The organism is Sphingopyxis solisilvae, from assembly GCF_015475875.1.
In the GTDB taxonomy this organism is placed as follows: Bacteria; Pseudomonadota; Alphaproteobacteria; order Sphingomonadales; family Sphingomonadaceae; genus Sphingopyxis; species Sphingopyxis solisilvae.
In genome coordinates this window covers 163,901-185,066 of the sequence record NZ_JADKYM010000005.1, presented here as the reverse complement: position 1 = coordinate 185,066, position 21,166 = coordinate 163,901, and the positions used below count along the sequence as shown (strand labels likewise).

General features: G+C 65.5%; 24 protein-coding genes. 3 read left to right on the top strand and 21 right to left on the bottom strand.

Annotated elements, in window-relative coordinates; translation table 11 throughout:
* Window positions 1–62: 62 nt before the first annotated feature.
* From IR187_RS05775 to IR187_RS05760, 4 genes are all read right to left on the bottom strand, one after another.
* Window positions 63–590 (bottom strand): hypothetical protein, encoded by a 528-nt coding sequence (locus IR187_RS05775; RefSeq protein WP_194953749.1) that lies wholly within the window; start codon window positions 588–590, stop codon window positions 63–65.
* 278 nt (window positions 591–868) lie between these two features.
* Window positions 869–1,414 carry a hypothetical protein gene (locus IR187_RS05770; protein WP_194953748.1) on the bottom strand — a complete coding sequence of 182 codons (546 nt, stop codon included), beginning with the start codon at window positions 1,412–1,414 and terminating at the stop codon, window positions 869–871.
* A gap of 190 nt (window positions 1,415–1,604) precedes the next feature.
* Entirely contained in the window at window positions 1,605–2,459 is an 855-nt protein-coding gene (locus tag IR187_RS05765; RefSeq protein WP_194953747.1) for a glycine zipper 2TM domain-containing protein, read from the bottom strand.
* A 126-nt stretch (window positions 2,460–2,585) separates the two neighbouring features.
* Window positions 2,586–3,074 (bottom strand): GAF domain-containing protein, encoded by a 489-nt coding sequence (locus IR187_RS05760; protein WP_194953746.1) that lies wholly within the window; start codon window positions 3,072–3,074, stop codon window positions 2,586–2,588.
* 122 nt (window positions 3,075–3,196) lie between these two features.
* On the opposite strand from IR187_RS05760, the gene IR187_RS05755 reads away from it, so the two are divergent.
* Window positions 3,197–3,499 (top strand): DUF4282 domain-containing protein, encoded by a 303-nt coding sequence (locus IR187_RS05755; RefSeq protein WP_194953745.1) that lies wholly within the window; start codon window positions 3,197–3,199, stop codon window positions 3,497–3,499.
* Here IR187_RS05755 and IR187_RS05750 read toward each other — a convergent pair whose 3' ends face one another.
* The 7 genes from IR187_RS05750 to rpsM form a co-directional block, all read right to left on the bottom strand.
* Window positions 3,500–4,612, bottom strand: coding sequence for an exonuclease/endonuclease/phosphatase family protein (locus IR187_RS05750; protein WP_194953744.1), 1,113 nt, complete (start codon window positions 4,610–4,612; stop codon window positions 3,500–3,502). It lies immediately after the preceding gene.
* Window positions 4,588–6,747, bottom strand: coding sequence for a prolyl oligopeptidase family serine peptidase (locus tag IR187_RS05745; RefSeq protein WP_194953743.1), 2,160 nt, complete (start codon window positions 6,745–6,747; stop codon window positions 4,588–4,590). The genes IR187_RS05750 and IR187_RS05745 overlap by 25 nt, the downstream gene beginning before the upstream one ends.
* Before the next feature lie 127 nt (window positions 6,748–6,874).
* The gene (locus IR187_RS05740) at window positions 6,875–7,252 is read right to left on the bottom strand and encodes a helix-turn-helix domain-containing protein (RefSeq protein ID WP_194953742.1); all 378 of its coding nucleotides are present in this window, start codon (window positions 7,250–7,252) and stop codon (window positions 6,875–6,877) included.
* 150 nt (window positions 7,253–7,402) lie between these two features.
* The gene (gene rplQ, locus IR187_RS05735; RefSeq protein WP_194953741.1) at window positions 7,403–7,825 is read right to left on the bottom strand and encodes a 50S ribosomal protein L17; all 423 of its coding nucleotides are present in this window, start codon (window positions 7,823–7,825) and stop codon (window positions 7,403–7,405) included.
* 217 nt (window positions 7,826–8,042) lie between these two features.
* On the bottom strand, window positions 8,043–9,101 hold the full coding sequence (locus IR187_RS05730) for a DNA-directed RNA polymerase subunit alpha (RefSeq protein ID WP_194953740.1): 1,059 nt from the start codon (window positions 9,099–9,101) through the stop codon (window positions 8,043–8,045).
* 101 nt (window positions 9,102–9,202) lie between these two features.
* Entirely contained in the window at window positions 9,203–9,592 is a 390-nt protein-coding gene (gene rpsK / locus IR187_RS05725) for a 30S ribosomal protein S11 (protein WP_003040416.1), read from the bottom strand.
* A 104-nt stretch (window positions 9,593–9,696) separates the two neighbouring features.
* The gene (gene rpsM, locus IR187_RS05720; protein WP_194953739.1) at window positions 9,697–10,065 is read right to left on the bottom strand and encodes a 30S ribosomal protein S13; all 369 of its coding nucleotides are present in this window, start codon (window positions 10,063–10,065) and stop codon (window positions 9,697–9,699) included.
* A 224-nt stretch (window positions 10,066–10,289) separates the two neighbouring features.
* On the opposite strand from rpsM, the gene IR187_RS05715 reads away from it, so the two are divergent.
* Window positions 10,290–10,811, top strand: a complete 522-nt coding sequence (locus IR187_RS05715; RefSeq protein ID WP_194953738.1) for a TetR/AcrR family transcriptional regulator — start codon at window positions 10,290–10,292, stop codon at window positions 10,809–10,811.
* Here the strand turns inward: IR187_RS05715 and IR187_RS05710 are convergent.
* The 4 genes from IR187_RS05710 to IR187_RS05695 all read right to left on the bottom strand — a co-directional run bounded on the left by IR187_RS05710 (window position 10,796) and on the right by IR187_RS05695 (window position 13,921).
* On the bottom strand, window positions 10,796–11,209 hold the full coding sequence (locus IR187_RS05710; protein ID WP_194953737.1) for a hypothetical protein: 414 nt from the start codon (window positions 11,207–11,209) through the stop codon (window positions 10,796–10,798). The two genes, IR187_RS05715 and IR187_RS05710, sit on opposite strands and share 16 nt — an antisense overlap.
* Window positions 11,210–11,324: 115 nt before the next feature.
* A complete protein-coding gene (locus tag IR187_RS05705; RefSeq protein ID WP_194953736.1) occupies window positions 11,325–12,116 on the bottom strand; it encodes an inositol monophosphatase family protein in 792 nt (263 codons plus the stop codon).
* Between the two features lie 11 nt (window positions 12,117–12,127).
* On the bottom strand, window positions 12,128–13,471 hold the full coding sequence (locus IR187_RS05700) for a TldD/PmbA family protein (protein ID WP_194953735.1): 1,344 nt from the start codon (window positions 13,469–13,471) through the stop codon (window positions 12,128–12,130).
* A 51-nt stretch (window positions 13,472–13,522) separates the two neighbouring features.
* Entirely contained in the window at window positions 13,523–13,921 is a 399-nt protein-coding gene (locus IR187_RS05695) for a hypothetical protein (protein ID WP_194953734.1), read from the bottom strand.
* Window positions 13,922–14,241: 320 nt separating this feature from the next.
* Between IR187_RS05695 and IR187_RS05690 the strand changes: the two genes are divergently transcribed.
* A complete protein-coding gene (locus tag IR187_RS05690; protein WP_194953733.1) occupies window positions 14,242–16,182 on the top strand; it encodes a S9 family peptidase in 1,941 nt (646 codons plus the stop codon).
* A gap of 47 nt (window positions 16,183–16,229) precedes the next feature.
* Here IR187_RS05690 and IR187_RS05685 read toward each other — a convergent pair whose 3' ends face one another.
* The 6 genes from IR187_RS05685 to IR187_RS05660 form a co-directional block, all read right to left on the bottom strand.
* A complete protein-coding gene (locus tag IR187_RS05685; RefSeq protein ID WP_194953732.1) occupies window positions 16,230–16,841 on the bottom strand; it encodes a hypothetical protein in 612 nt (203 codons plus the stop codon).
* 81 nt (window positions 16,842–16,922) lie between these two features.
* Window positions 16,923–17,456: a demethoxyubiquinone hydroxylase family protein gene (locus IR187_RS05680; RefSeq protein WP_194953731.1), complete on the bottom strand. Its 534-nt coding sequence runs from the start codon at window positions 17,454–17,456 to the stop codon at window positions 16,923–16,925.
* On the bottom strand, window positions 17,453–17,935 hold the full coding sequence (locus IR187_RS05675) for a disulfide bond formation protein B (RefSeq protein WP_194953730.1): 483 nt from the start codon (window positions 17,933–17,935) through the stop codon (window positions 17,453–17,455). The genes IR187_RS05680 and IR187_RS05675 overlap by 4 nt, the downstream gene beginning before the upstream one ends.
* Before the next feature lie 13 nt (window positions 17,936–17,948).
* Window positions 17,949–19,349, bottom strand: a complete 1,401-nt coding sequence (locus IR187_RS05670; protein WP_194953729.1) for a S41 family peptidase — start codon at window positions 19,347–19,349, stop codon at window positions 17,949–17,951.
* Between the two features lie 161 nt (window positions 19,350–19,510).
* A complete protein-coding gene (locus tag IR187_RS05665; RefSeq protein WP_194953728.1) occupies window positions 19,511–20,737 on the bottom strand; it encodes a murein hydrolase activator EnvC family protein in 1,227 nt (408 codons plus the stop codon).
* Window positions 20,734–21,162: a 23S rRNA (pseudouridine(1915)-N(3))-methyltransferase RlmH gene (locus IR187_RS05660; protein WP_194953727.1), complete on the bottom strand. Its 429-nt coding sequence runs from the start codon at window positions 21,160–21,162 to the stop codon at window positions 20,734–20,736. Before IR187_RS05660 ends, IR187_RS05665 begins: the two co-directional genes overlap by 4 nt.
* Between the last annotated feature and the right edge of the window lie 4 nt (window positions 21,163–21,166).

Below are 21,166 nucleotides of genomic sequence, written 5' to 3'. Positions count from 1 at the left end.
CGTCGCCTGCAACGCCACGATGGCGGTGATGGACAAGGAAACCTGCGGGAGGGGCCGCCGCGTCATCCGCGCAAACCCGAAAATTTGATGTTCGCCACGCGGCCATAACGCACGTCGCAGCTGAATTTGCCCTGGTCGTAATAGCCGCCGCGACCCCAGCGACCGCCATAACCGTCGCGCACGACGACACGGCCCTTGACCTGATAGCCATCGCGCTTGCGGTCGATGCTGGTCACCTGGGTGACGTCGGTGTTGCCATAGCGGCGGCTGCCGCGCTCGACGGCATTGACGCACTGGCTGACCGCGCTGCGGCTGTTGCCATGGCGGTTATAGTCATAGCCATAGCCATAGCCATAGCGCGGATCGTTGCCGTAGCGGCTGCGATAGCGATCGTCATATCGGTCGTTATTGCCGCTCGACAGGATGGCGGCGAGGCCGCCGAGCACGACGGCGCCGGCAATGATTTCGCCCGCGCTGATCCCGTCGCGGTCGTAACGGTCGCGCGCGGCGGCGGGGGCGGCACTCACCAGCATTGCGCCAGCGGTGGCCGCACCGATTGCGGCCTTGGTCAGGTTGGTCTTGATAGCCATGGTTCGGTCTCCTTCAGGCGCAGGCGGCATAGTCGCAGCCTGTTGAGGAGGGTTTAGCGATTCGGCCGTGACGCGGTGCTGAACCCGCCGCTTATCTGGCGTTCAGCCTTGGTTTTGCTGGCGTTCATAAAATTCCTCCCCGTCGCGCAGCGATGGGGAGGGGGACCGTCCGCGAAGCGGATGGTGGAGGGGCTTTGCGACGGCGGGGTCAAGGCCCCTCCGTCAGCGCTTCGCGCTGCCACCTCCCCATCGCTGCGCGACAGGGAGGATCGATCAGGTCAGCCGAAACGAACGTCGACAACGCGCCCGTTGCGGTAACGGCATCCGAAACTGCGCACCTCGCCGCCGAGCCGCGAAGCGGTGCCTGTCACATACCAGCCGCCATCATTGGCCTCGGTGCCGGTAATGTCGTCGACGCGGGCGTCGTCGCCCATTTCGGCCTCGACCGCCCAGCTACATGCGTCGGCGGCGCGTGCTTCGGCTTCACCGTTGCCATAGGGGCGGGAGCCGAAGTCGCCGCTGCCGCCATCGTCCGGCGGGACATAGTCGCGTCCGCGCTGGTCATACCGGGGGGTGTCGCGATACGGCGGATCGTAACGATCGTCGGGCGCGCGGTCGCGGCGATCCTTGCTCGCGGCGCTCGCGATCGCGGCGATCGTGCCGATAATCAGCAAGCCGCCAAGCACGTCGCCGGTGCTGATCCGGTCATGGTGGCGGTGGCCCCAGCCGCCGTGGCGCTGGCGCGCATCGGCAGGGGCGATGCTCACGCCGACCGAGGTAACAACAACCGCAGCTGCGGCGGCAAGACTGGTGAACTGACGCATCGGGTGATGCTCCCCCCAATATGCGGGCACAGAATCTGCTGGCCCGTCAGGCGCTATCGCCTACGCCCGTGATGCTTTCGCACCGCTGAACCGTTGCCGCGCCGCGACGGGGCGCGCCGCGACATGAAAAGGCCCGCCATCGCTTGGATGGCGGGCCTTCAAACCACAGGTGACCAGACCTGTCGGGTGTTCAACAGACGCAGCGCGGCTTGGCCTTGGGTTTCGGCTTCCACTTTTTCTTGGCCGCATAGCGTTTCCGCGCCGGGACATTTTCATAATAGGTCTTGGTGGTCGTCTCGACCGTTTCGGAAACCACCGGCGCCCCGTGGGTGATCGTCGTCGTCACCACCACACCCGGCGTGTAATAGCCGTAGCCATAGCCATGACCGTATCCGCCGTGATGATAGGTGGTCGTGCTGTGGTGCGATCCGCGGCGCGCCCACCAGTCTTCGCATTTCTTCTTGTCCGCGGCATCACCGATCGCGGCGCCCGCGACTGCGCCCAGCGCGCCGCCGATGATCGTGCCTTCGGTGCGGTTGCCTCTGCCGGCGATGCGGTTGCCGACGACGCCCCCCACGACTCCGCCGACAACCGCGCCGCCCGCTGTGCCCCCCCGGCCACAGCGGCGTTCCATGTCCATGTCATATTGCGGGTCGTATCCGCCACCGTAATAAGGGTGCGGCGACGGCGGATAACCGGCGCCATGGCCCTCGACCGATCCTTCATAGGTGCCGTTATAGCGGCGGCCGTCGGGCGCTTCATAGGTCCCCGACCAAGTGCCGGTCCAGCGACCCTCGGCATCATAGCCCGACACGCGGCGATATTCGGATTCGCTGGGAATGCGGTCGGCATGACCGGTGTAAACACGGACGTCGGGATCGGCGGGGGCGCCATAATCCAGCGCCGGTTTGGCATGGTCGCTGAACGAAGCGCTGCCCGCCAGGTCGGTCGCGGCGCGGGTCTCGACTGCCGGTGCCTCGGCCCCGGCGCGGCCCGCCAGCACCAGCGACACGGTGGCCACTCCCAACAGAACGAACGTACGCATGGCTGACTCCCTGTTCCCTCGGCCCGAACCGATTGGTTAACAGCTTGTTAGCAAAAATGACGCCCGTTCGCGAATCCGTTAACCCTGCGCTTTGCGTCCCGATTTGGGTCAGATAGGCGGCGGCGGTCAGTCGGCGAGCGCCCCGGCGATCCGTGCCACCAGCGCTTCGGCGCCGACCTGATCGGCGGCCGAGAACCGGCCCGGCAGCGGGCTGTCGAGGTCGAGCACCCCGACCAGCCGGTCGCCCGCGACCACCGGCACCACCAGCTCGCTGCGGCTGTCGGCGTCGCACGCGATATGGCCGGGAAAGGCGTGGACATCGTCGACCCGCTGCGTCGCGCGCATTCGCGCCGCGGCGCCGCACACTCCCTTGTCGAGCGGGATGCGAATGCACGCCGCCTTGCCTTGAAACGGCCCCAGAACCAGCTCGGTCCCGTCGAAGCGATAAAATCCGGCCCAGTTCAGGTCGGGGATCGCTTGCCAGATCAGCGCCGCGACATTCGCCATATTGGCGATGCCGTCGCGCTCGCCCGCGACAAGCGCCGCGGCGGCGTCGGCGGCTTCGGTCCAGAGCCGGGCGGGGTCGGTGGCGGTGAAGGAGAGGGCATAGGACATCGGCGAACCTTTCGCGCGCCGCGGCGTCTTTGGCAACCGCCTTCCCATTGCCGGGCAAACATGCCATCCTGCCGCCTCGGCTGGACAAAAGCCGCCGGCCGGAATGACGAAAGGGGTAAGTCATGAAGGATTTTGAATTCGGAGATCTGTTCAAGTTCGAAAAGATGGTCGCGCCGACGGTCCTGAAGGTCGTCTATTGGCTGGGTCTGATCGGTATGGTTATCATGTGCCTGGTCTCGATCAGCGGCGCCTTTGGCATGATGGGCTATTCTGCGGCGACCGGGCTCGGCATGTTGCTGCTCTCGATCATCGGCCTCGCGTTCGGCGTGCTGATCTGGCGCATCGTCATCGAAATCTACATGGTGATCTTCAGCATGAACGAGCGGCTGGGCGCCATTCGCGACCGCTTGCCGCCGCAGCCCTGATCAGGGGCAGGCCGGGACGGCGATCCGGTGCGGCTCGGATCGCGCGTTCCAGCTGAGACGAAAGATCACATATTGGGCGGGATGGTCGGCAAGGCGCGGGCCATGCAAGCCGTCGAACAGCGTCGCAACCGCCAGCGGCTCGACGTGTAGCGCGTCCGTACTGCGAAAGCCCATCAGGTCGTAGGCGTCGGTCCAGGCCTTGGCATCGGTCATCGACGCGGCGCGGGCGGCGAGACCGGAGCCTTTGGCCGCGAGGCGGAACCCCGGGTCGTTTGCGAACCGGCCCATCCTGTCGCCGGCGCGATAATTGTTGAAATCACCCGCCGCAATCATCGCGCCGCCCTCGGCGCGGATCGCTTCCAGGATGAGGTCATTTTCTTCGGTCTGCAGCGCGTGCGCGGTTTCGGCGCGCGCGATCGACACGCCCGACGGTTCGCGCGCATTGCGATGGGTGTTGAAGATCCGCAGCACATCGGGCGCGCCGGGAATTGCAACGATCGCCGCCTGGCTTCCCTTGTTGGCCAGGCAATCATATCCCGCGCAGGTCGCGGCGCCGAATGGCAGGTGGAATCGCGCCAGCACCGGCAGGTCGGTCGCGATATAGAGCCCGCCGTCCAGCCATTTGCCCAGCCGCTCGCCCTTGCGCCAGTCGGCGGAGGTGGCAAACGCGGCGGGGGCCACCGCGGCGGGCAGATGCCGGGCGTCGTCGAGCGCGGGTCCGGGCAACACCGAGTGAAAGTCTCCCGCCAGCGCGATCCGCGACGCGGCGGGCGTAAAGGCCTTGTGCAGGATCAAGATGTCGGGACCAAGCCCTGCCGCGCGGCGCTGCGCAATCCACTGCGCTATCCGCGCCAGCTTGGCGTCGCGCCCGCTGCGGATCGGCCAGGGCAGCCCTTCGACATTCCACAACAGCACCCGCAGACGCACCGCCTGGCGGCCGCCCGCCAGCGTTTCGACCTTGGGCTGCGCCGCCGGATCATGGCATCCGGCAACCCGCTCGACGCGCGCCGCATGTCCGTCGGGCAACACGGCCCAGATCGCCGCTGCCAGCCCCAACAGGACGGCAACGGCGACAGCGGGCCAGCGCCCTATTCGACGGTCAGCCCGGTCCATTTCGCGGCAAAGGCGTATTTGTCGGCCGCTTCGGCGATGATCTTGTCGGTCGGCTTGCCCGATCCGTGACCGGCGCGCGTCTCGACGCGGATCAGGTGCGGCTTGTCGCCCGCCTTGGCGTGCTGGAGCGCGGCGGTATATTTGAAGCTATGCCCCGGTACGACGCGGTCGTCGGTGTCGGCGGTCGTTACCAGCACGGCGGGATAGGACACTCCCGACCGGATGTTGTGATAGGGTGAATAGGACAGCAGATTCTTGAAATCCGCCTCCTTCGACGGATAGCCGTAATCGTCGACCCAATAACGTCCGGCGGTAAAGCGGTCGAAGCGCAGCATGTCCATCACCCCGACCGCAGGCAGGCCCGCGGCGAACAGATCGGGACGCTGGTTGACCACCGCGCCGACCAGCAATCCGCCGTTCGACCCGCCTTCGACCGCGACCTGGCCTTTGCCCGCGACGCCTTCGGCGATCAGATATTCGGCCGCAGCGATGAAATCGTCGAACACATTCTGTTTCTTGTCGAGCCGCCCGGCGTCATGCCACGCCTTGCCATATTCGCCGCCGCCGCGCAGGTTGGCGATCGCCAGTACGCCGCCCTTGTCGACCCACGCCAGGCGCGTCGGTGAAAAGCCCGGAGTCATCGACACGTTGAACCCGCCATAACCGTATAGCAGCGTCGGCGATCCCTTGCTGCGGTCGATGCCCTTTTTCATCACGACGAACATCGGAATTTCGGTGCCGTCCTTCGACTTGTAAAAGCGCTGCTCGACGGTGAAATCGTTGGGCTGGAAGGTCAGTTTGGGCTCGGCAAAAATTTCGCTTTTGCCGGTCGCGGTATCAAGCCGGTAGATTGTGGTTGGCCGTGCAAAGCTGGAAAAGGCATAAAAGGTTTCGGGGTCGGTCGACTTGCCGCCGAATCCCGATGCCGACCCGATGTCGGCTAGATTGATGTCGGCGACCTTCTTGCCGTCGAGCGTAATCATCTGCGCCTCTGATTTCGCATCGCCCAGGTACGACAGGATGATGCGGTCGCCGACGCGCGATGCGCCGACCAGCGTGTCCTCGCTCTCCGCAACCAGTTCGGTCAGCTTGCCGGGCCGCCGGATATCCATCCGCACCAGTCGTTCGCGCGGCGCGTCCTTGTTGGTGACAAAGGTGAACAGCGGACCCTGGTTGGTGACATATTCCCAGTTGTTCGCGAAATCACCAACCAGCGTGACCGGTTTGCCCATGCCGTTGCTGCCGATCGGGTACAGCGTCACGCCCAACCGCGCATCGGTCCCTTCGGAACCGAACACCAGCAGATATTTTCCGTCGTCACTGACCACCGCCGAATTGTTCAGCTTGGGCCGGTCGGGGGCGGCGTGAACCAGCACGTCGGCGCTTTGCGGGGTGCCGAGCTTGTGGAAATAGACCGCGTGATTTTCGTTCAGCGACTGGAACGCTTCGCCCTCCTTCGGCTCCGGGAAGCGCGAATAATAAAATCCGCTGCCGTCCTTTGCCCAATCGAGCGCCGAAAATTTCACCCAGCGCACCTCGTCGGCCAGATCCTGGCCGGTGGCGACATCCTTGACGCGGACGATGCGCCAGTCGGTGCCGCCATCCTGCACCGAATAGAGCAGATATTTCCCATCCTCGGACGGCCGCCATTCGGCGAGCGCGGTGGCGCCGTCCTGGGCCCACAGATTGGGGTCGATCAGAACGCGGCCTTCGCCGTGCAATCCTTCGCGGACGTAAAGCACCGACTGCGGTTGCAAACCGTCGTTGCGGGTATAGAAATAATTCGCTCCCGCTTTGCGCGGCAGGCCGAAGCGCTCGTAATTATACAGCTCGGTCATCCGCTGCTTGAACATCTCGCGCCCGGGCAGGGTGGCGAGATAGGCGTCGGTGACCTTGTTCTGCGCCGCGACCCATTCGGCGACCTTCGGGTTGACGCGGACATCGTCCTCCAGCCAGCGATAGGGGTCGGCGACATCGACGCCGAACTGCGGATCGACCGTGTCGCCGCGCAGCGTATCGGGATAGGCGAGCATCGGCGCGGGCGCGGCCGTCGCCGAGCCAGAGGCCTGCGCGGCGACCGGGGTCATGACAAGGGCGACGAGCGCCAGCGGCGCGGACAGGGTTCTACGGTGCATGGCAAGGCGATCCTCATCGTTCGGGGGAAATTATCGTGCGCCAATATGTAAGGATGCAAGCGCTGCGGGCAAGCCGATTCCGGCCCTATTTTAGCGGTGGTGTGGGCTGGCGCCGGACGATGAGCGATTAGAACTCGATCAAGATCCGGACCTTGTCCGGTGTGGTGCCGATGACGCGGGCGATATCGGCCCGACTGGCTGCCAGCAGGTCGGGTGCGAATTCACGGTCGTCGCTGCCGAGCAATTCAGCAGTCGATACGCCGAGCATCTTACCCAGCGCCGCTACTCTGCCGTGCCGGGGGCGTGCTCGACCCTTTTCCCAGCCCGATATGGCAGGCGCGCTCACGTTCAGCGCCGACGCCAGTTCAGCCTGACTGAGCCTGCGCGAGCGCCGCAATCGCCGCAAGCGGGCGCCAAAGGTTTCGGTTCGCAATTGTGGTTGTTGCGGAACGTCCATGGTTGCCTGATCTTTGAACAACGAACCGACGTCAATCTCACTCGCCATGCTGCAATAAATACACCGTGAATGTTATGATGTGCTGTTTAATTGTGTACGAGTACATCGACAGACGTGCCGACAACGGCCTCGCGCCTAAGAAAAGAGCGGCCATCCTTTCGGAGGCCGCCCTTGATCTTGTATCGGTTAGAGCGAAGCTCAGGCTTCTGCCATGTCCTCGTCAAACTGCTCGGCCGGACCCGAATCCTGGCCCTTGGCGTCTACGTCGCGGTCGACGAATTCGATGATCGCCATCGGCGCCGCGTCCGACGCGCGTATGCCCGCCTTGATGACGCGCGTATAGCCGCCGTTACGATCCTTGTAGCGCTCCGCGATGGTGTCAAACAGCTTCTTGAGCTGCGCATCGTTCATCAGGCGGCTCTGCGCGAGACGACGGTTGGCCAGGCCACCGCGCTTCGCCAGCGTCACCAGCTTTTCGACATAGGGACGCAGTTCCTTCGCCTTGGCGACGGTGGTCATGACCTGCTCGTGCTTGATGAGCGAGGCCGACATGTTGCGGAACATCGCCGTGCGGTGCGCGCTGGTGCGCTGCAGCTTCCGGCCACCCGATTTATGACGCATAATCCATTCCTTCGTTTGTCAGAGGGGCCGTGTGAGGTACCCCAAGCCAGGTCGATTGCGGGCCGACCCATTCCCGTGTGATCCTCCCCACGAAGTGGGGAGGGGGACCGCCGCGAAGCGGTGGTGGAGGGGGGTTGCGGCCTGACACATTGCGTCGTGTCGCGAACCCCCTCCGTCAGCCCTTCGGGCTGCCACCTCCCCGCAAGCGGGGAGGATTTTAACCCAGCAGCTCCTGTTCGAGCTTCTTGGCCATTTCCTCGATATTCTCGGGCGGCCAGCCAGGGATGTCCATGCCCAGGCGCAGACCCATCGACGACAGCACTTCCTTGATTTCGTTCAAGGATTTGCGGCCGAAGTTCGGGGTGCGCAGCATTTCGGCTTCGGTCTTCTGGACCAGATCACCGATGTAGATGATATTGTCGTTCTTCAGGCAGTTCGCGCTGCGAACCGACAGTTCGAGCTCGTCGACCTTCTTCAGCAGGAAGCGGTTGAGCTGGTTCACATCCGACTCGTCCGCTGCCGCCGACGGTGCCGCCATGCCGATCATGCCGCTGTCGTTCATCGCTTCTTCGAAGTGGACGAACACCTGCAGCTGGTCCTGAAGGATGCGCGCGGCGTAAGCGACGGCGTCTTCCGGGGTCACCGTGCCGTCGGTTTCAACGGTCAGGTTCAGCTTGTCATAGTCCAGTTCCTGACCGATGCGGGCATTGTCGACCTTGTAGGCGACCTGGCGCACCGGCGAATAGAGCGAGTCGACCGGGATCAGGCCGATCGGCGCGTCGGCGGGACGGTTGGCGGTCGCGGGGACGTAACCCTTGCCGGTGTCGGCGACGAGTTCCATGTTCAGCGTCGCACCGTCGTCGAGGTGGCAGATGACATGGTTCGGGTTCATCACCTTGATGTCGCCCGACACCATGATGTCGCCGGCCTTGACGGTCGCGGGACCGGTGGCCGACAGTTGCAGCCGCTTCGGGCCTTCGCCTTCCATCTTGAGTGCGATCTGCTTGACGTTCAGGACGATGTCGGTGACGTCTTCGCGCACCCCGGCCAGGCTCGAGAACTCGTGGAGGACGTTCTCGATCTTGATCGACGTGATCGCCGCACCCTGGAGCGACGAGAGCAGCACGCGGCGCAGCGCGTTGCCCAGCGTCAGGCCGAAACCACGTTCAAGCGGTTCGGCAACGAAGGTCGCCTTGCGCTTGCCGTCGCTTCCGGCCTTGATTTCCAGGTTGCTGGGCTTCTTCAATTCCTGCCAGTTCCGGATATTGACAGTCATGGACTTCCCTTTGCTTTGGGCGGGACGGGCGGGGGTCGACCGCCGGTCCAGCGAGAGATTTGGTGCGAACGCGTCCCGACCGGACGCGTCCGGAAAAGGCGTCAGACGCGGCGGCGCTTGGCCGGGCGGACACCGTTGTGCGGGATCGGGGTCACGTCGCGGATCGAGGTGATGTGGAAGCCGACCGCCTGCAGCGCGCGGAGCGCCGATTCGCGGCCCGCGCCGGGGCCCTTCACTTCGACTTCCAGCGTGCGGACGCCATGTTCGGCGGCCTTCTTGCCGGCGTCTTCGGCACAGACCTGCGCCGCGTAAGGGGTCGACTTGCGGCTGCCCTTGAAGCCCATCATGCCGGCGCTCGACCAGGCAATCGCATTGCCCTGCGCGTCGGTGATGGTGATCATCGTGTTGTTGAAGGTCGCGTTGACGTGGGCGACGCCCGACGAGATGTTCTTGCGTTCGCGCCGGCGGAGGCGCTGCGGTTCACGAGCCATGATGCTATCCTAATCCTAAATCCTGAAGCTGGCCGGAGCGCTGTTTCGAGAGCGGCCTCCGGCGGAGAAGCAAGGAAATTCGTCCCCCGGACGAATTTCCGGTCTTACTTCTTCTTGCCGGCGATGGCCTTGGCCTTGCCCTTGCGGGTGCGCGCATTGGTGTGCGTGCGCTGACCGCGAACTGGCAGGCCTTTGCGATGGCGCAGGCCGCGATAGCAGGCGAGGTCCATCAGGCGCTTGATGTTCATCGCCGTGTTGCGGCGCAGGTCGCCCTCGACGACCAGGTCGGCGTCGATCGTTTCGCGGATCTGCAGGACTTCGGCGTCCGACAGGTCCTGAACGCGGCGGCTCTGGTCGATGCCCAGCTTGGTGGCGATGTCGACGGCGGTCTTGCGGCCGATGCCGTGGATGTAGGTGAGCGCGATGATCACGCGCTTGTTGGTGGGCAGGTTGACGCCCGCGATACGTGCCATTGGTAACTTTCTCCTGCTCCACAGGGCACGCTGGCAACGGCCCTATCTCAAAGCGTCTGATTTCCAACACAAAAAGCGGACCACGAACGCGTGTACACGCTTCGCCGTCCGGTCATGATGTCGGAATGCAGGCGCAACTAAGGCGAGTCGGGCGGATTGTCAAGCGAAGCGCGCGGCATCGGGCGGGGTTTGCGCATCCCGGCCAACCGTGCAAAGGCGTCGTGATGGTCACCCCGCCTGCCGACCGTCCCGCCGCCTGGCTCGATGCGCTTGCCGATCATGTGCTGGCGCATGGCATCGCGGCGTCCAGTCTGCGCGCACTGGCGCGCGCGGCAGGGACCAGCGACCGCATGCTCCTTTATTACTTCAGCGACAAGGATGCGGTTCTGGCCGCCGTGCTCGATCATGCGGCGGCACGCATGATGGCGCTGCTGGCGGCGGTTGCGCCGCCGCAACCGCTCGCCACCGCTGCACTGCGCATGCGCGTCCTGCCGATGCTGCGCGACCCCGCAGTGGCGCCGTTCATGCGCCTGTGGCTGGAACTGGCAGCGCGCGGCGCCGCTGGCGATCCGCTCGCGCGCCGGATCGGCGCTGACATCGGTCGCGGTTTTCTGACGTGGATCGAAATGCATTCGACCAGCGGTGACGACCGTGCTGCTGCGGCGCGCCTGCTCGCCGAGATTGAGGGGACGGTGCTGCTCGACAGCCTTGGAATGCGCGACGTCGTCGATCAGGCGCTCGGCTGAACGCGGTTCAGCCAGCAGCCAAGTCCGATCGCCACGGCGCCGCCCCACAAGATTATGGCGCCCGATGATGCCAGATTTTCGGTGTTCGCCGCATAAAGTTCCGGCATGACGACCAGCGCGATGCCGTCGAGTGCGATGGCGGCCGCCGTTGCTACCGCGCTGGCCAGCGCCATCTGGTCGCTGCGCAGCGCGGCGATCGCGCGCATGACGAGCAGCGCCGGCAGCGTGCCGGGAATCAGCGCGGCATAGACGATCCAGCGCGCCGGACCGGTAAACCAGCCGGCATCGCCGACCCACCGGCAAACCAGCGCCCCGATGAACCAGACGGTGATTCCGGTAACGACGATGATCGCGAGTTGGCGACCGGTGAATGGCAGATGGGCTGTTCCCGGAGACATGATGCGGTCCTTCTTGTAGCGCTTGCTACAACGGGCTCTATCATTGTGTAGCATCTGCTACAATAGCCGATTGCGAGATGCTCGCGAGATGCGGCCGTCGGTGGTCCGGCGCGAGTTAGCGCTCAGTCGAAAGCGTCGCCGCGCGTTCGGCGAGCCGTTCGACGGCGGCGGCGTGGATGCCCGGCGCTGATGCAATCACGCCGAACGCTTGCGCGCGCGGGGTGTTGAAGCGCAGCGGTGCGCCGAACGCGTCGGTGACCGACGCCCCCGCTTCGGTCGCGATCAGTGCCGCGGCGGCGACGTCCCATTCGAACCCCCAGCGCAAGGTCGCGACCAGGTCGGCGCGGTCGTCGGCGACCAGCGCCATGCGCAGCGCGATGCTGTTCGGCTTGGTGACGATCACCAGATCGCTGTCGACCCGCGGCAGCGCGTCGGCAGGAACCCGCGACCCGGCGAACTCGGTGCGCTGGCTCGCGTGCAGCGTCTCACCGTTAAGTATCGCGCCTTGACCCTTTTGCGCGACCCACAATTCATCGAGCGCCGGTGCGTATAGGATACCGAACTCGGGCGTCCCGTCGATCACCAGCGCGACCGACACGCACCAGCCGGGGCGGCCGCGGATGAAATCGCGGGTGCCGTCGATCGGATCGACGCACCACATCGCGCGGCGCGACAGGCGGTCGGAATTGTCGGCGGTTTCCTCGGACAGCCAGCCCGCTTCGGGCACCATTGCGCCCAGCACCGCCTTCAGCCGCGCATCGACCGCCAGGTCGACGTCACTGACAGGATTGTCGTGCGACTTGTCCCAGACGTTCACCGCCTTGCCTTCGCCGCGCCACCGCGCCATCGCCATATCGCCGACCTCGCGCGTGGCGGCGATCGCGGCTTCCAGATTGCGGCCCGGCATCCTGCAGCCGTTCAGCTGCTTGCGACGGTCATGCCGTCGATGCGCAGCGTCGGGGCGTTGACACCGTGGCGAAATTCCAGGTCGTTCGCCGGAACCAGCGCCGCGAACATGTCGATCAGATTGCCAGCGATGGTGAACTCGGCGATCGGTCCCGCAATTCCCCCGCCGCGGATCAGAAAGCCCGAAGCACCGCGGCTGTAGTCGCCGGTGACGGGGTTGACGCCATGTCCGATCAACTCGGTAATATAGACGCCCTCGGTGATGTCTTCGATTAGCGCGGCGGGTGTCACATTTCCCGCCGCAAGGTGCAGGTTGCTTGCCCCGACGCCCGACGCGCCGCCGCCGCGGCTGGCGTGGCCGGTCGGTGCCAGACCAAGCTGCTTGGCCGACGCGGTGTCGAGCAGCCAGCCGGTGATCCTGCCGCCCGCGACCAGATCGCGCGCCGCGGTCGGCAGGCCTTCGCCGTCGAAAGCGCGGCTGCGCAGCCCGCGTGGCCGGTGGGGTTCGTCGCGCACGACGATGGCGGGGTCGAACAGCTGCCGGTCTTCCTTACCGAGCAAAAAGCTGGTGCCGCGCGCGATCGCCGGACCGGCCATGGCGCCCAGCAGGTGGCCGATGATCCCGCCGCTGACGCGCGGGTCGAGTACGACGGGGAACTTACCGTTCGGCGCCTTGCCGGGGTTCAGCCGCGCCACCGCCCGCGTCCCGGCGCGGGTGCCGATCGTATCGGTGCTTTCGAGGTCGGTCAGATGATGGGCGCTATGCCAGCCATAATCGCGCTGCATCGCCGCGCCTTCGCCGGCGATCACACTCGCCGACAGGCTGTGGCCGCTCGATCCGTAACCGCCCGCGAAACCGTGGCTGGTCGCCAGGGCAAAGCGGGTGCGGCTGTGGCTTGCGCTCCCGCCTTCGCTGTTGGTCACGCCGCTGACCGCGCGCGCCGCTTCCTCGACCGCCAGCGCGGCTTCGCGCAGCGCCGCGCGGTCGGCTTCGCTGCCATCGTCGAGGTCGAGGTCGGGAACCGGGCCCTTGAACAACAGCTCTTCGGGCGCCAGCCCGGCATAGGGGTCTTCGGGCGCTTCACGCGCCATCGCGACGCAGCGTTCGACCAGCCTGGCGAGTTCGCCTGCATCCATGTCGGCGGTCGATACACTGGCGCTGCGCTGGCCGACGAAGACGCGCAGTGCGATGTCCTGCCCTTCCGACCGCTCGACATCTTCGAGCGCGCCAAGGCGCATCGACACGGATGTCGCGGCGTTACAGTAATAAAGCGCGTCGGCGGCATCGGCGCCCGCCTTGGTCGCGGCGTCGCACAGCATCTGCGCGCGGTCGAGGGCTTCGGAAACGGTCAGCATCGCCGCGCCCTAACCGGCGCGGGGCAACGCGTCAAACTTGGGGAATGGGGCTTAGCCGGTGATCCGGGCGATCGCGTCGGTCGCGGCCATCGCGCCGCTGACCCACAGAAAGGGCAACGTCAACGCGGCGACCCACAGGCGGCGGACGTCGCGCCGAAAGCGGGCGTGCAGCCCCCAACTCGCCAGCGCCTGGCGGCTCAGATGGTACCAGCGCCGCTCGGTGGATCGTGCCACAGGGACCGCGAGCGCCAGTAGCACGATCAGTGCCACGACAATCAGCATGGATGGCGCTCCGGCGGCAATCGCGCTCGACACCAGCCAAATTTGCAGGAGGGCAAAGGCAATCAGCGCGGCGGCGGTATGCCAGGTCATCCGGCGGCCCAGGCTGCGCGCAGCCGGCACACTCGCCGCAGTACGCCGCCACAGGCGCGGTCCAAATGCTGATGCCATTTTTTCAGCCCCCTATTTTCAGGCTGGCGATTCCCAGAACCCCACGATTTCAGCCTGAAATTCCCGAGTCAAGACAGGTTGGCACCGATTCGTTAATTTTTACATTCGATTCGACCGATATTCGGCACCAAATCGCGTCCGATTGCCGAAATCACTGCAAATTTGGTGTCACCAGCCGCTTTTCAGGCGTTAAACTGCCTTGGAAGCGCGACCGACGGTGGTCGAACGCCCGGCACCGCTGGTCGAAGCTTGCATCCCAACGCCACTGTGCCATCGTCTAGACATTGTCGTCTGCTTTCAAGCGATAGGGGAATTATCACATGCGCTATCTCGCCGTCCTGGCCGCCCTGGCCTTGCCGATTGCTCCGGCCTTTGCCCAGGAGGCGGCCAAATCCGCCGCGGTCGTCCCCAAACCCGCGGCGCTGATCGCCGACGGCATGCCCGACATTCCGGCCGAACTCGCATCGGCAACGCGCCCCTATATGGAAAATCGCGGGGCAGGATTCGCCGGCTGGCATCCGGTCGACAAATCGATGCTGATCTCCACCCGTTTCGGGAACACCACGCAAATCCACCGCGTCGCCAATCCGATGGGTGCGCGCAAGCAGATTACCTTTGAAGAGGAACCGGTCGGGGGCGCGGTCTGGTCGCCCAAGACGGGCGACCTGATGCTGGTGCAGAAAGATATCGGCGGCAACGAATTCTATCAGATCTATGCCATGAAGAACGGGCGGCTCGAACTGCTCACCGACGGCAAGAGCCGCAACGGCCTCAGCGCCTGGGCAAAGGACGGCAGCCTGATCGCCTATACCTCGACCCGCCGCAACGGCCGTGACAGCGACATCTATCTGATGGACCCGCGCAATCCGGCTTCGAACCGGATGGTGGCCGAGGTTCAGGGCGGCGGCTGGTCGTTCCTCGACTTCGCGCCGGACAAAAGCTGGGGGCTGGTCGGTAAATATACGTCGGTACAGAAATCGGACTTCTTCCGCCTCGATCTGGCGACCGGCACCATGACCCCGATCGGCGACCACAGCCGGACGGTGTCGCACGGCGGCGGCAAGTTCGCGCCCGACGGCACGATCTGGATCACCAGCGATGAAGGGTCGGAGTTTGAACGGCTCGGCACGCTCGATCCCGCAACCGGCAAGTTCACCCCGCGCGGCCCCGCCGAACAATGGGACGTCAGCACCTTCGACATGGCAGAGGACGGCAGCTTCATCGCCTATACGATCAACGAAGCGGGCATGTCGAAACTGCGCATCCTCGACGTGAAAAGCGGCAAGGTGCGTACCGTCGACGGCTTGCCTGCGGGCATCATCGGCGGCGTCGAGATTGCGCCGTGGGGCGAGATCGGGATTACCTTCACCTCTGCCCGCAGCGCCGCCGACGCGTTCAGCGTCGATCCCAAGACATTAAAAGTCACGCGCTGGACCGAAAGCGAAACCGGCGGCCTGGACGTCACGCAGAATGTCGAACCCCAGCTGGTCAAGGTCAAAAGCTTCGACGGCCTTGAGGTGTCGGGCTTTCTCTATCGTCCCGATCCCGCCAAATTCCCCGGCAAGCGCCCGCTCATCATGAACGTCCATGGCGGGCCGGAAGCACAGTCGCGGCCGGGCTTCATGGGCCGTACCAACTATCTGCTCAACGAACTCGGCGTCGCGGTATTCTTCCCGAACGTCCGCGGCTCGACCGGCTATGGCAAGACTTTTGTCAGCCTCGACAACGGCCCGTTCAAGCGCGAGGACAGCGTCAAGGACATGGGCGCCTTCCTCGACCATCTGGCCAAGGACGCCACGCTCGATCCCGCACGCTTCGGGCTGACCGGCGGCAGCTACGGCGGCTATATGTGCTATGCCGCCGCGATTCACTTTGCCGACAAACTGCGCGCCAATTTGTGCGTCGTCGCGATCTCGAACTTCGTAACCTTCCTGGAAAATACCCAGGACTACCGCCGCGACCTGCGCCGCGTCGAATATGGCGACGAACGCGATCCGGCACAGCGCGCCAAGCTGATCGAAATCTCGCCGCTCACCCGCGTGGCGGAAATCAAAAAGCCGCTGTTCGTCGTGACCGGCGCCAACGACCCGCGCGTCCCGGCGTCGGAAGCCGACCAGATCGTTGCGGCAGTACGCAAAAATGGCGGCAGTGCCTGGCACCTCGTCGGCACCAACGAAGGCCATGGCTTCGCCAAAAAGGAAAACGCCGACTATAATTTCTGGGCGTCGCTGCTGTTCTGGCAGCAATATCTGCTGAATTGAGCCGGTTACCGTCGTCTCTGCCCGATGGCGGGGGCGACGGGACTCGTTTAGCCGCGTGGCGGCACCGGCAGTGCCTCGGCGTCGGCGTCGGCTTCGTCGGGGGCGACCGGGGCTGACTCCACGCCGCTCGCTTGGCGTTCCAGTTCCTCAGCGGCTTTCTGGCGTTCGGCGAGCGCCCGCTCCTCGGCCACAACGGCAGCTTCGACCTCGTCGGACGCGGCGTCGATTCCCGCAATGCGCTTGGCGCGCTCCTCAGCGATCATCGCCTGCCAGTCGGTCTTGTCGGCCGCCTGGCGTTCGGCCTTGGCTCCCGCGACCAGCGCCTGCGTACAGCCGGTAAAGCCGCCCAGCCCGGTCGGCGAACAGCTGTCGGTGCCGAACCGGCCGATGCGCTCGACCGCGACCACCTTGTTTGCCCAGGCTTCGTTGCGCACGTCGAGCGGATTGCCGCGCAATATCTGGGGGACGCGATAACGCTCGCCTTCGGGCAGGCGGCTGCAAACGACGATTTCGTCGGCGCCGCTGGGCGCGCACTGGTCGTCGCCATAGACAATGACCTGATTGATCTTTTCGCCATCAACCACGGTTTTCTGGGCTGTCGCGGGTGCTGCGATAGCGCTACCGGCCAGGATCAGGGCAAGCACGGGAAGGCGGGTCATCGGATCATCCTCTTGTCAGTTTCACGCCGCTTGGCACCTCGACCCTGCATCGGTCATGAACGGTCGCCCGGCTTTGTCCTATCAGATACGCTTCGACAGCGCGATGGCTGCGCGGCATCCCGCGCGGATCGCCAGGCTCAGCACCGGATAACCGGGCGTGCTTTCGGCGCCGGCGGCCAGCGCGGCGTCCTTGTGTTCCAGCTCCTCGGCGCGGAAATCCGCCACCGCGGTGCTCAGCTCGGGGTCGCTGTCACCCAGCTCGTCGAGCTGATCGCGGTAATGGCGGTCGATTTCGGTCTCGACCGCGGCGGTGCAGGCCATCGCGGCACGCGGCCCCATCGCGGCAGTCACCGCCCCGAGCGCGAAACCCGCGACGTTCCAGAACGGTTGGAGCGCGGTCGGCCGCACCCCGCGCTTGGCGATCAAGTCGTCAAAGAATTTGCGGTGGCGCTCTTCCTGTTCGGCCATATGCGCGATCTCGCGCGCCATCGGATGGCGATCACCCATCACCGCCAGCTGGCCGGCGTAAATGCGCGTCGCGCCATATTCGCCGGCCTGATCGACGCGGATCATCGAAGCGATGCGCCGACTGCTCTTTTCGGGGGCTGCGGTCATGCTGCCGATGTGGTCCTGCGGCGCAGCAAGGTCAAGACAAGTGCGGCTGCGCCCAGCGAAAAGATCGCGTTGAACCCGGCCAGCGAGATGCCGAACAGGCTCCACGGCGCGGTGTCGCAGCGGATCAGCGGCGCATCCATGATCGTGTCGAGCGAAACCGGCCCGGCGCGCCCGGTGGCGCAGGTCGTGATCCCTTCCCAAAAGCCATATTCGACCCCGGCGTGAAACGCCCCGATCAGGCCGCTCACCGCAATCGCGACAGCGGCAAGTGTGGTCAGCCCGCGCATCGCGTGGTCGTTGGCGCGCATCAGCAGCGCGAGCAGCGCCAGCACGATCGCCGCCTGGTGCGGCCAGCGCTGCCAGTAACACATCTCGCACGGATGCAGCCCGAACCCGAATTGCGACACCAGCGCGCCACCATAAAGCAGCAGCGGCGCGAGAAGCGCGGCGAAGGGCGCGGACAACCGCGGGTTCAGCATCGCCGCCGATCCCTCAGTTGCGCGCCGTCGGCTTGGCAGCAGGCTTCACCGGAACCTTGCCCCCTTGTGCCATGCGGGGAGCCGACGGGCCAATCCGCCCGATCGTCTGCAACGCATAATGCAGCTGGAAATCCTCGATACCCTTCGCCTTCAGCTCGGCGGCGGATGCCGTAAAGCGCGGATCGGGCTTTTCGTCCTTTTCCAACAGCCCGTTATCGACCTTTTTCTCGTTGATCAGGTGGCGCCGCAAATCGCTTTCGCGGAACTTCGGCCGCGACGCATAATCGGGATCGGACAATTGCGGCACGCGGATATCGGGTTCGATCCCGCCCTCCTGCACGCTACGCCCCGACGGCGTGAAATAGCGTGCGGTGGTCAGCCGCAGCGCGGTGGTGTCGGACAATGGCAGCACCGTTTGCACCGATCCCTTGCCAAAGCTGCGTTCGCCCATCACCACAGCGCGGTGCTGGTCCTGCAAGGCTCCGGCGACAATTTCCGATGCCGACGCCGAACCCGAATCGATCAACACGATCACCGGCGCGCCGCCCGCGGCGTCACCCGGCTGGGCAAAGAAGCGCTCGATATCGCCCTTGCGGCGGCCGCGCTGCGAGACGATCTCGCCGCGTTCGAGGAACAGGTCGCTGATCCCGACCGCTTCGTCGAGCAGCCCGCCGGGATTCGAACGCAGGTCGAGGATCCAGCCGCGCGGCTTTTTGCCGAGCGACTTTTCGACCGCCAGCATTGCGGCGCGCAGGTCGGTCGTTGCATCCGCCGAAAAACTGGTGACCGTCAGCACACCGACGTCATCGCTGACCTGCCATTTCACCGGCTTCAGTTCGATGATCTCGCGCGTCAGCGACATTTCGATAGGCTTGCTCTGGCCCTCGCGCACGACGGTAATGTCGATCTTGGTTCCCGGGCGTCCGCGCATCTGGTCTACCGCTTCGTCCAGCGTCAGGCCGATGATAAGCTGCTTGTTGATATGGGTGATATAGTCGCCGGACTTGATCCCGGCACGGTCGGCAGGGGTGTCGGCGGTCGGCGCGATCACTTTCACCACCCCGTCTTCCATGGTCACCGACAGGCCCAGCCCGCCATATTCGCCTTCGGTCTGGGTGCGGATGTTCGCAAATCCCCGGGCATCGAGATAGCCCGAATGGGGGTCGAGGCTGGCCAGCATGCCGTTGATTGCCCCTTCGATCAGCTTGGCATCGTCGACCGGTTCGACATAGTTGGACTTAACCTCGAGATACACGTCCATGAAGCGCGAGATTTCGGCCTGCGTCTTGCTGTCGACCTTGGCCATTGCGCCGGTCGCAAGCGGCACGAGGGCCAGCGTCGAAAGCGCGGCGGCACCCTGCCACAAGGCAAAGCGGCGTTTCGCGGACACGGGCGTCTTGATCGAGTCGGTCATCGCAGTCTTTCAGTGTGGCGAAGTTTTCCGCCATTATACCCCGGCACCGCATCCTCCTACGCATTTGCGCAGCCGTCAAGCGGTGCATCCCGATATGGGGCAGACCGCGAACGGCGGATGAACGGCAGGGTCCGGTGGCGACTTGGCTGTGCCCCGACAGCCTAGCCGATCATCGCAACGATATCGACCGGGCGACCGGCGCGGCGCAGTTCAACGGTGATGCGGCTGTCGTCGGAGCCCGCGCGTCCGATCGGCGCCCCCGCATCGACGGTGTCGCCGACCGCGGCCGACAACCCGATCATCCCGGTAAGCAGCGAGACCCAGCCCCCGCCATGGTCGATGATGACGATCTTGCCATATCCGCGATAGTCGCCGGCAAAGCTGACTCGCCCGGGCGCGGGCGACACGACCTGGCCGCCGGGTTGTGCCGCGATTGTCACTCCGCGCGAACGCACGCCGCTGTCGTTCACCTCGCCCAGGCCGGCCACGATACGTCCCACCACCGGCAGGCGATAGGCATTGGGCGACACCGGCGCGTCGGCAGTTGGCGCAGCGGTGACGGGCGCCGCATCCTGCGCGAGGTCGGCAGTCGGATCGCGTGGTCGCGGCAGCGGTCCGGTCAGCCGGGCGAGTTCGGCCCGCACCGCACCGTCGGCCTCCAGCGAGTCCATCAGTTCGACGATGTCGCGCGCCTTTTCGCCCAGCCCGAGCGCGCGCTCGGCTTCCAGCCGCGCGCTGCTCATCAATTCGCGCGAGCGCAGGCGCCCTTCATTCTCCAGCCGCGTCAATGCGCCGCGGCGCTCCGCGAGTTGCGCCTTGCTTGCCGACAGCGCGTTCAGCGCAACGGTCTGCTGGCGGCGGGTGCTCTCCAGCAACGCAAGTTCGCGGCGCGCACCGGCGGTGCGCCGCGCAATAACGGGCATCGCAGCGTCGATCACTGCGCGGGCGTGGACCATGTCGCGCAGCGATCCCGGCTGTGCGAGCACGCTGACCGGCGGCTGGCGCGACAATTGCTGAAGCGAGGCGGCGAGTTCGAGCAGGGGCTGCTGTTGCTGCGCCAATCGCGCCTGCTGCACGGCAAGCCGGCGATTGACCAGCGCGACGCGGGCTTCGCCCGCGCTGATGTCGGCCTCCGCCGACTGGATGCGCGCGGCGAGCGCGGCGCTGCGTTTCTTCAGCCGGTCCGCTTCGTCGCTGGCTGCGGCCGCGTCAGCCTCCAGCCGCGCGCTGCGCGCCAGTGCGTCGGCCGACTGCTGTTTGGCGCTGATCAGCTGGTCGCGCTCGCGCGCGACAATCGCCTGCGGATCGAAAATGTCGCTTTGCGCCAGCGCCAGCGCGCCACCGGCAAACGCTGCCAGCATGACCGATACGGCCAGTGCGCGCCTCATTGCCGCCCCTCGCGGTGATAGGGGTGTCCGGCGATGATGCTGGTCGCGCGCCACAATTGTTCGGCCAGCATCGCGCGCGCCATCAGATGCGGCCAGGTCGCGCGGCCAAAGGCGATGACCTTGTCGGCGCCCTCGCGCTCTTGCGCGGTGAAGCCGTCGGCAGCGCCAAGGCAGAAGCGCGCCTCACGCACCCCGCTATCGCGCCATTGTTCAAGGAGCCTTGCAAATTCGAGTGAGGACATCTGCTCGCCGCCCTCGTCGAGCAGCACCGTGCGGCTGTTATCCGGCGCAGCAGGAACGCGCCCGCCCGTGTCGGGAAGCTCCGACATCTTCTGCCCCCAGGTCACGCGCTTCATATAGCGCTCGACCAGCTCGGCTTCGGGAGAGCGCCCGATGCGCCCGCGCGCAATGATGTGCAGCAACATAAAC

Coding starts and splice junctions, on each gene's coding strand:
- IR187_RS05775 (WP_194953749.1), bottom strand. CDS start 590: ATGGCTATCAAGACCAACCTGACCAAGGCCGCAATCGGTGCGGCCACC.
- IR187_RS05770 (WP_194953748.1), bottom strand. CDS start 1,414: ATGCGTCAGTTCACCAGTCTTGCCGCCGCAGCTGCGGTTGTTGTTACC.
- IR187_RS05765 (WP_194953747.1), bottom strand. CDS start 2,459: ATGCGTACGTTCGTTCTGTTGGGAGTGGCCACCGTGTCGCTGGTGCTG.
- IR187_RS05760 (WP_194953746.1), bottom strand. CDS start 3,074: ATGTCCTATGCCCTCTCCTTCACCGCCACCGACCCCGCCCGGCTCTGG.
- IR187_RS05755 (WP_194953745.1), top strand. CDS start 3,197: ATGAAGGATTTTGAATTCGGAGATCTGTTCAAGTTCGAAAAGATGGTC.
- IR187_RS05750 (WP_194953744.1), bottom strand. CDS start 4,612: ATGGACCGGGCTGACCGTCGAATAGGGCGCTGGCCCGCTGTCGCCGTT.
- IR187_RS05745 (WP_194953743.1), bottom strand. CDS start 6,747: ATGCACCGTAGAACCCTGTCCGCGCCGCTGGCGCTCGTCGCCCTTGTC.
- IR187_RS05740 (WP_194953742.1), bottom strand. CDS start 7,252: ATGGCGAGTGAGATTGACGTCGGTTCGTTGTTCAAAGATCAGGCAACC.
- rplQ (WP_194953741.1), bottom strand. CDS start 7,825: ATGCGTCATAAATCGGGTGGCCGGAAGCTGCAGCGCACCAGCGCGCAC.
- IR187_RS05730 (WP_194953740.1), bottom strand. CDS start 9,101: ATGACTGTCAATATCCGGAACTGGCAGGAATTGAAGAAGCCCAGCAAC.
- rpsK (WP_003040416.1), bottom strand. CDS start 9,592: ATGGCTCGTGAACCGCAGCGCCTCCGCCGGCGCGAACGCAAGAACATC.
- rpsM (WP_194953739.1), bottom strand. CDS start 10,065: ATGGCACGTATCGCGGGCGTCAACCTGCCCACCAACAAGCGCGTGATC.
- IR187_RS05715 (WP_194953738.1), top strand. CDS start 10,290: ATGGTCACCCCGCCTGCCGACCGTCCCGCCGCCTGGCTCGATGCGCTT.
- IR187_RS05710 (WP_194953737.1), bottom strand. CDS start 11,209: ATGTCTCCGGGAACAGCCCATCTGCCATTCACCGGTCGCCAACTCGCG.
- IR187_RS05705 (WP_194953736.1), bottom strand. CDS start 12,116: ATGCCGGGCCGCAATCTGGAAGCCGCGATCGCCGCCACGCGCGAGGTC.
- IR187_RS05700 (WP_194953735.1), bottom strand. CDS start 13,471: ATGCTGACCGTTTCCGAAGCCCTCGACCGCGCGCAGATGCTGTGCGAC.
- IR187_RS05695 (WP_194953734.1), bottom strand. CDS start 13,921: ATGGCATCAGCATTTGGACCGCGCCTGTGGCGGCGTACTGCGGCGAGT.
- IR187_RS05690 (WP_194953733.1), top strand. CDS start 14,242: ATGCGCTATCTCGCCGTCCTGGCCGCCCTGGCCTTGCCGATTGCTCCG.
- IR187_RS05685 (WP_194953732.1), bottom strand. CDS start 16,841: ATGACCCGCCTTCCCGTGCTTGCCCTGATCCTGGCCGGTAGCGCTATC.
- IR187_RS05680 (WP_194953731.1), bottom strand. CDS start 17,456: ATGACCGCAGCCCCCGAAAAGAGCAGTCGGCGCATCGCTTCGATGATC.
- IR187_RS05675 (WP_194953730.1), bottom strand. CDS start 17,935: ATGCTGAACCCGCGGTTGTCCGCGCCCTTCGCCGCGCTTCTCGCGCCG.
- IR187_RS05670 (WP_194953729.1), bottom strand. CDS start 19,349: ATGACCGACTCGATCAAGACGCCCGTGTCCGCGAAACGCCGCTTTGCC.
- IR187_RS05665 (WP_194953728.1), bottom strand. CDS start 20,737: ATGAGGCGCGCACTGGCCGTATCGGTCATGCTGGCAGCGTTTGCCGGT.
- IR187_RS05660 (WP_194953727.1), bottom strand. CDS start 21,162: ATGTTGCTGCACATCATTGCGCGCGGGCGCATCGGGCGCTCTCCCGAA.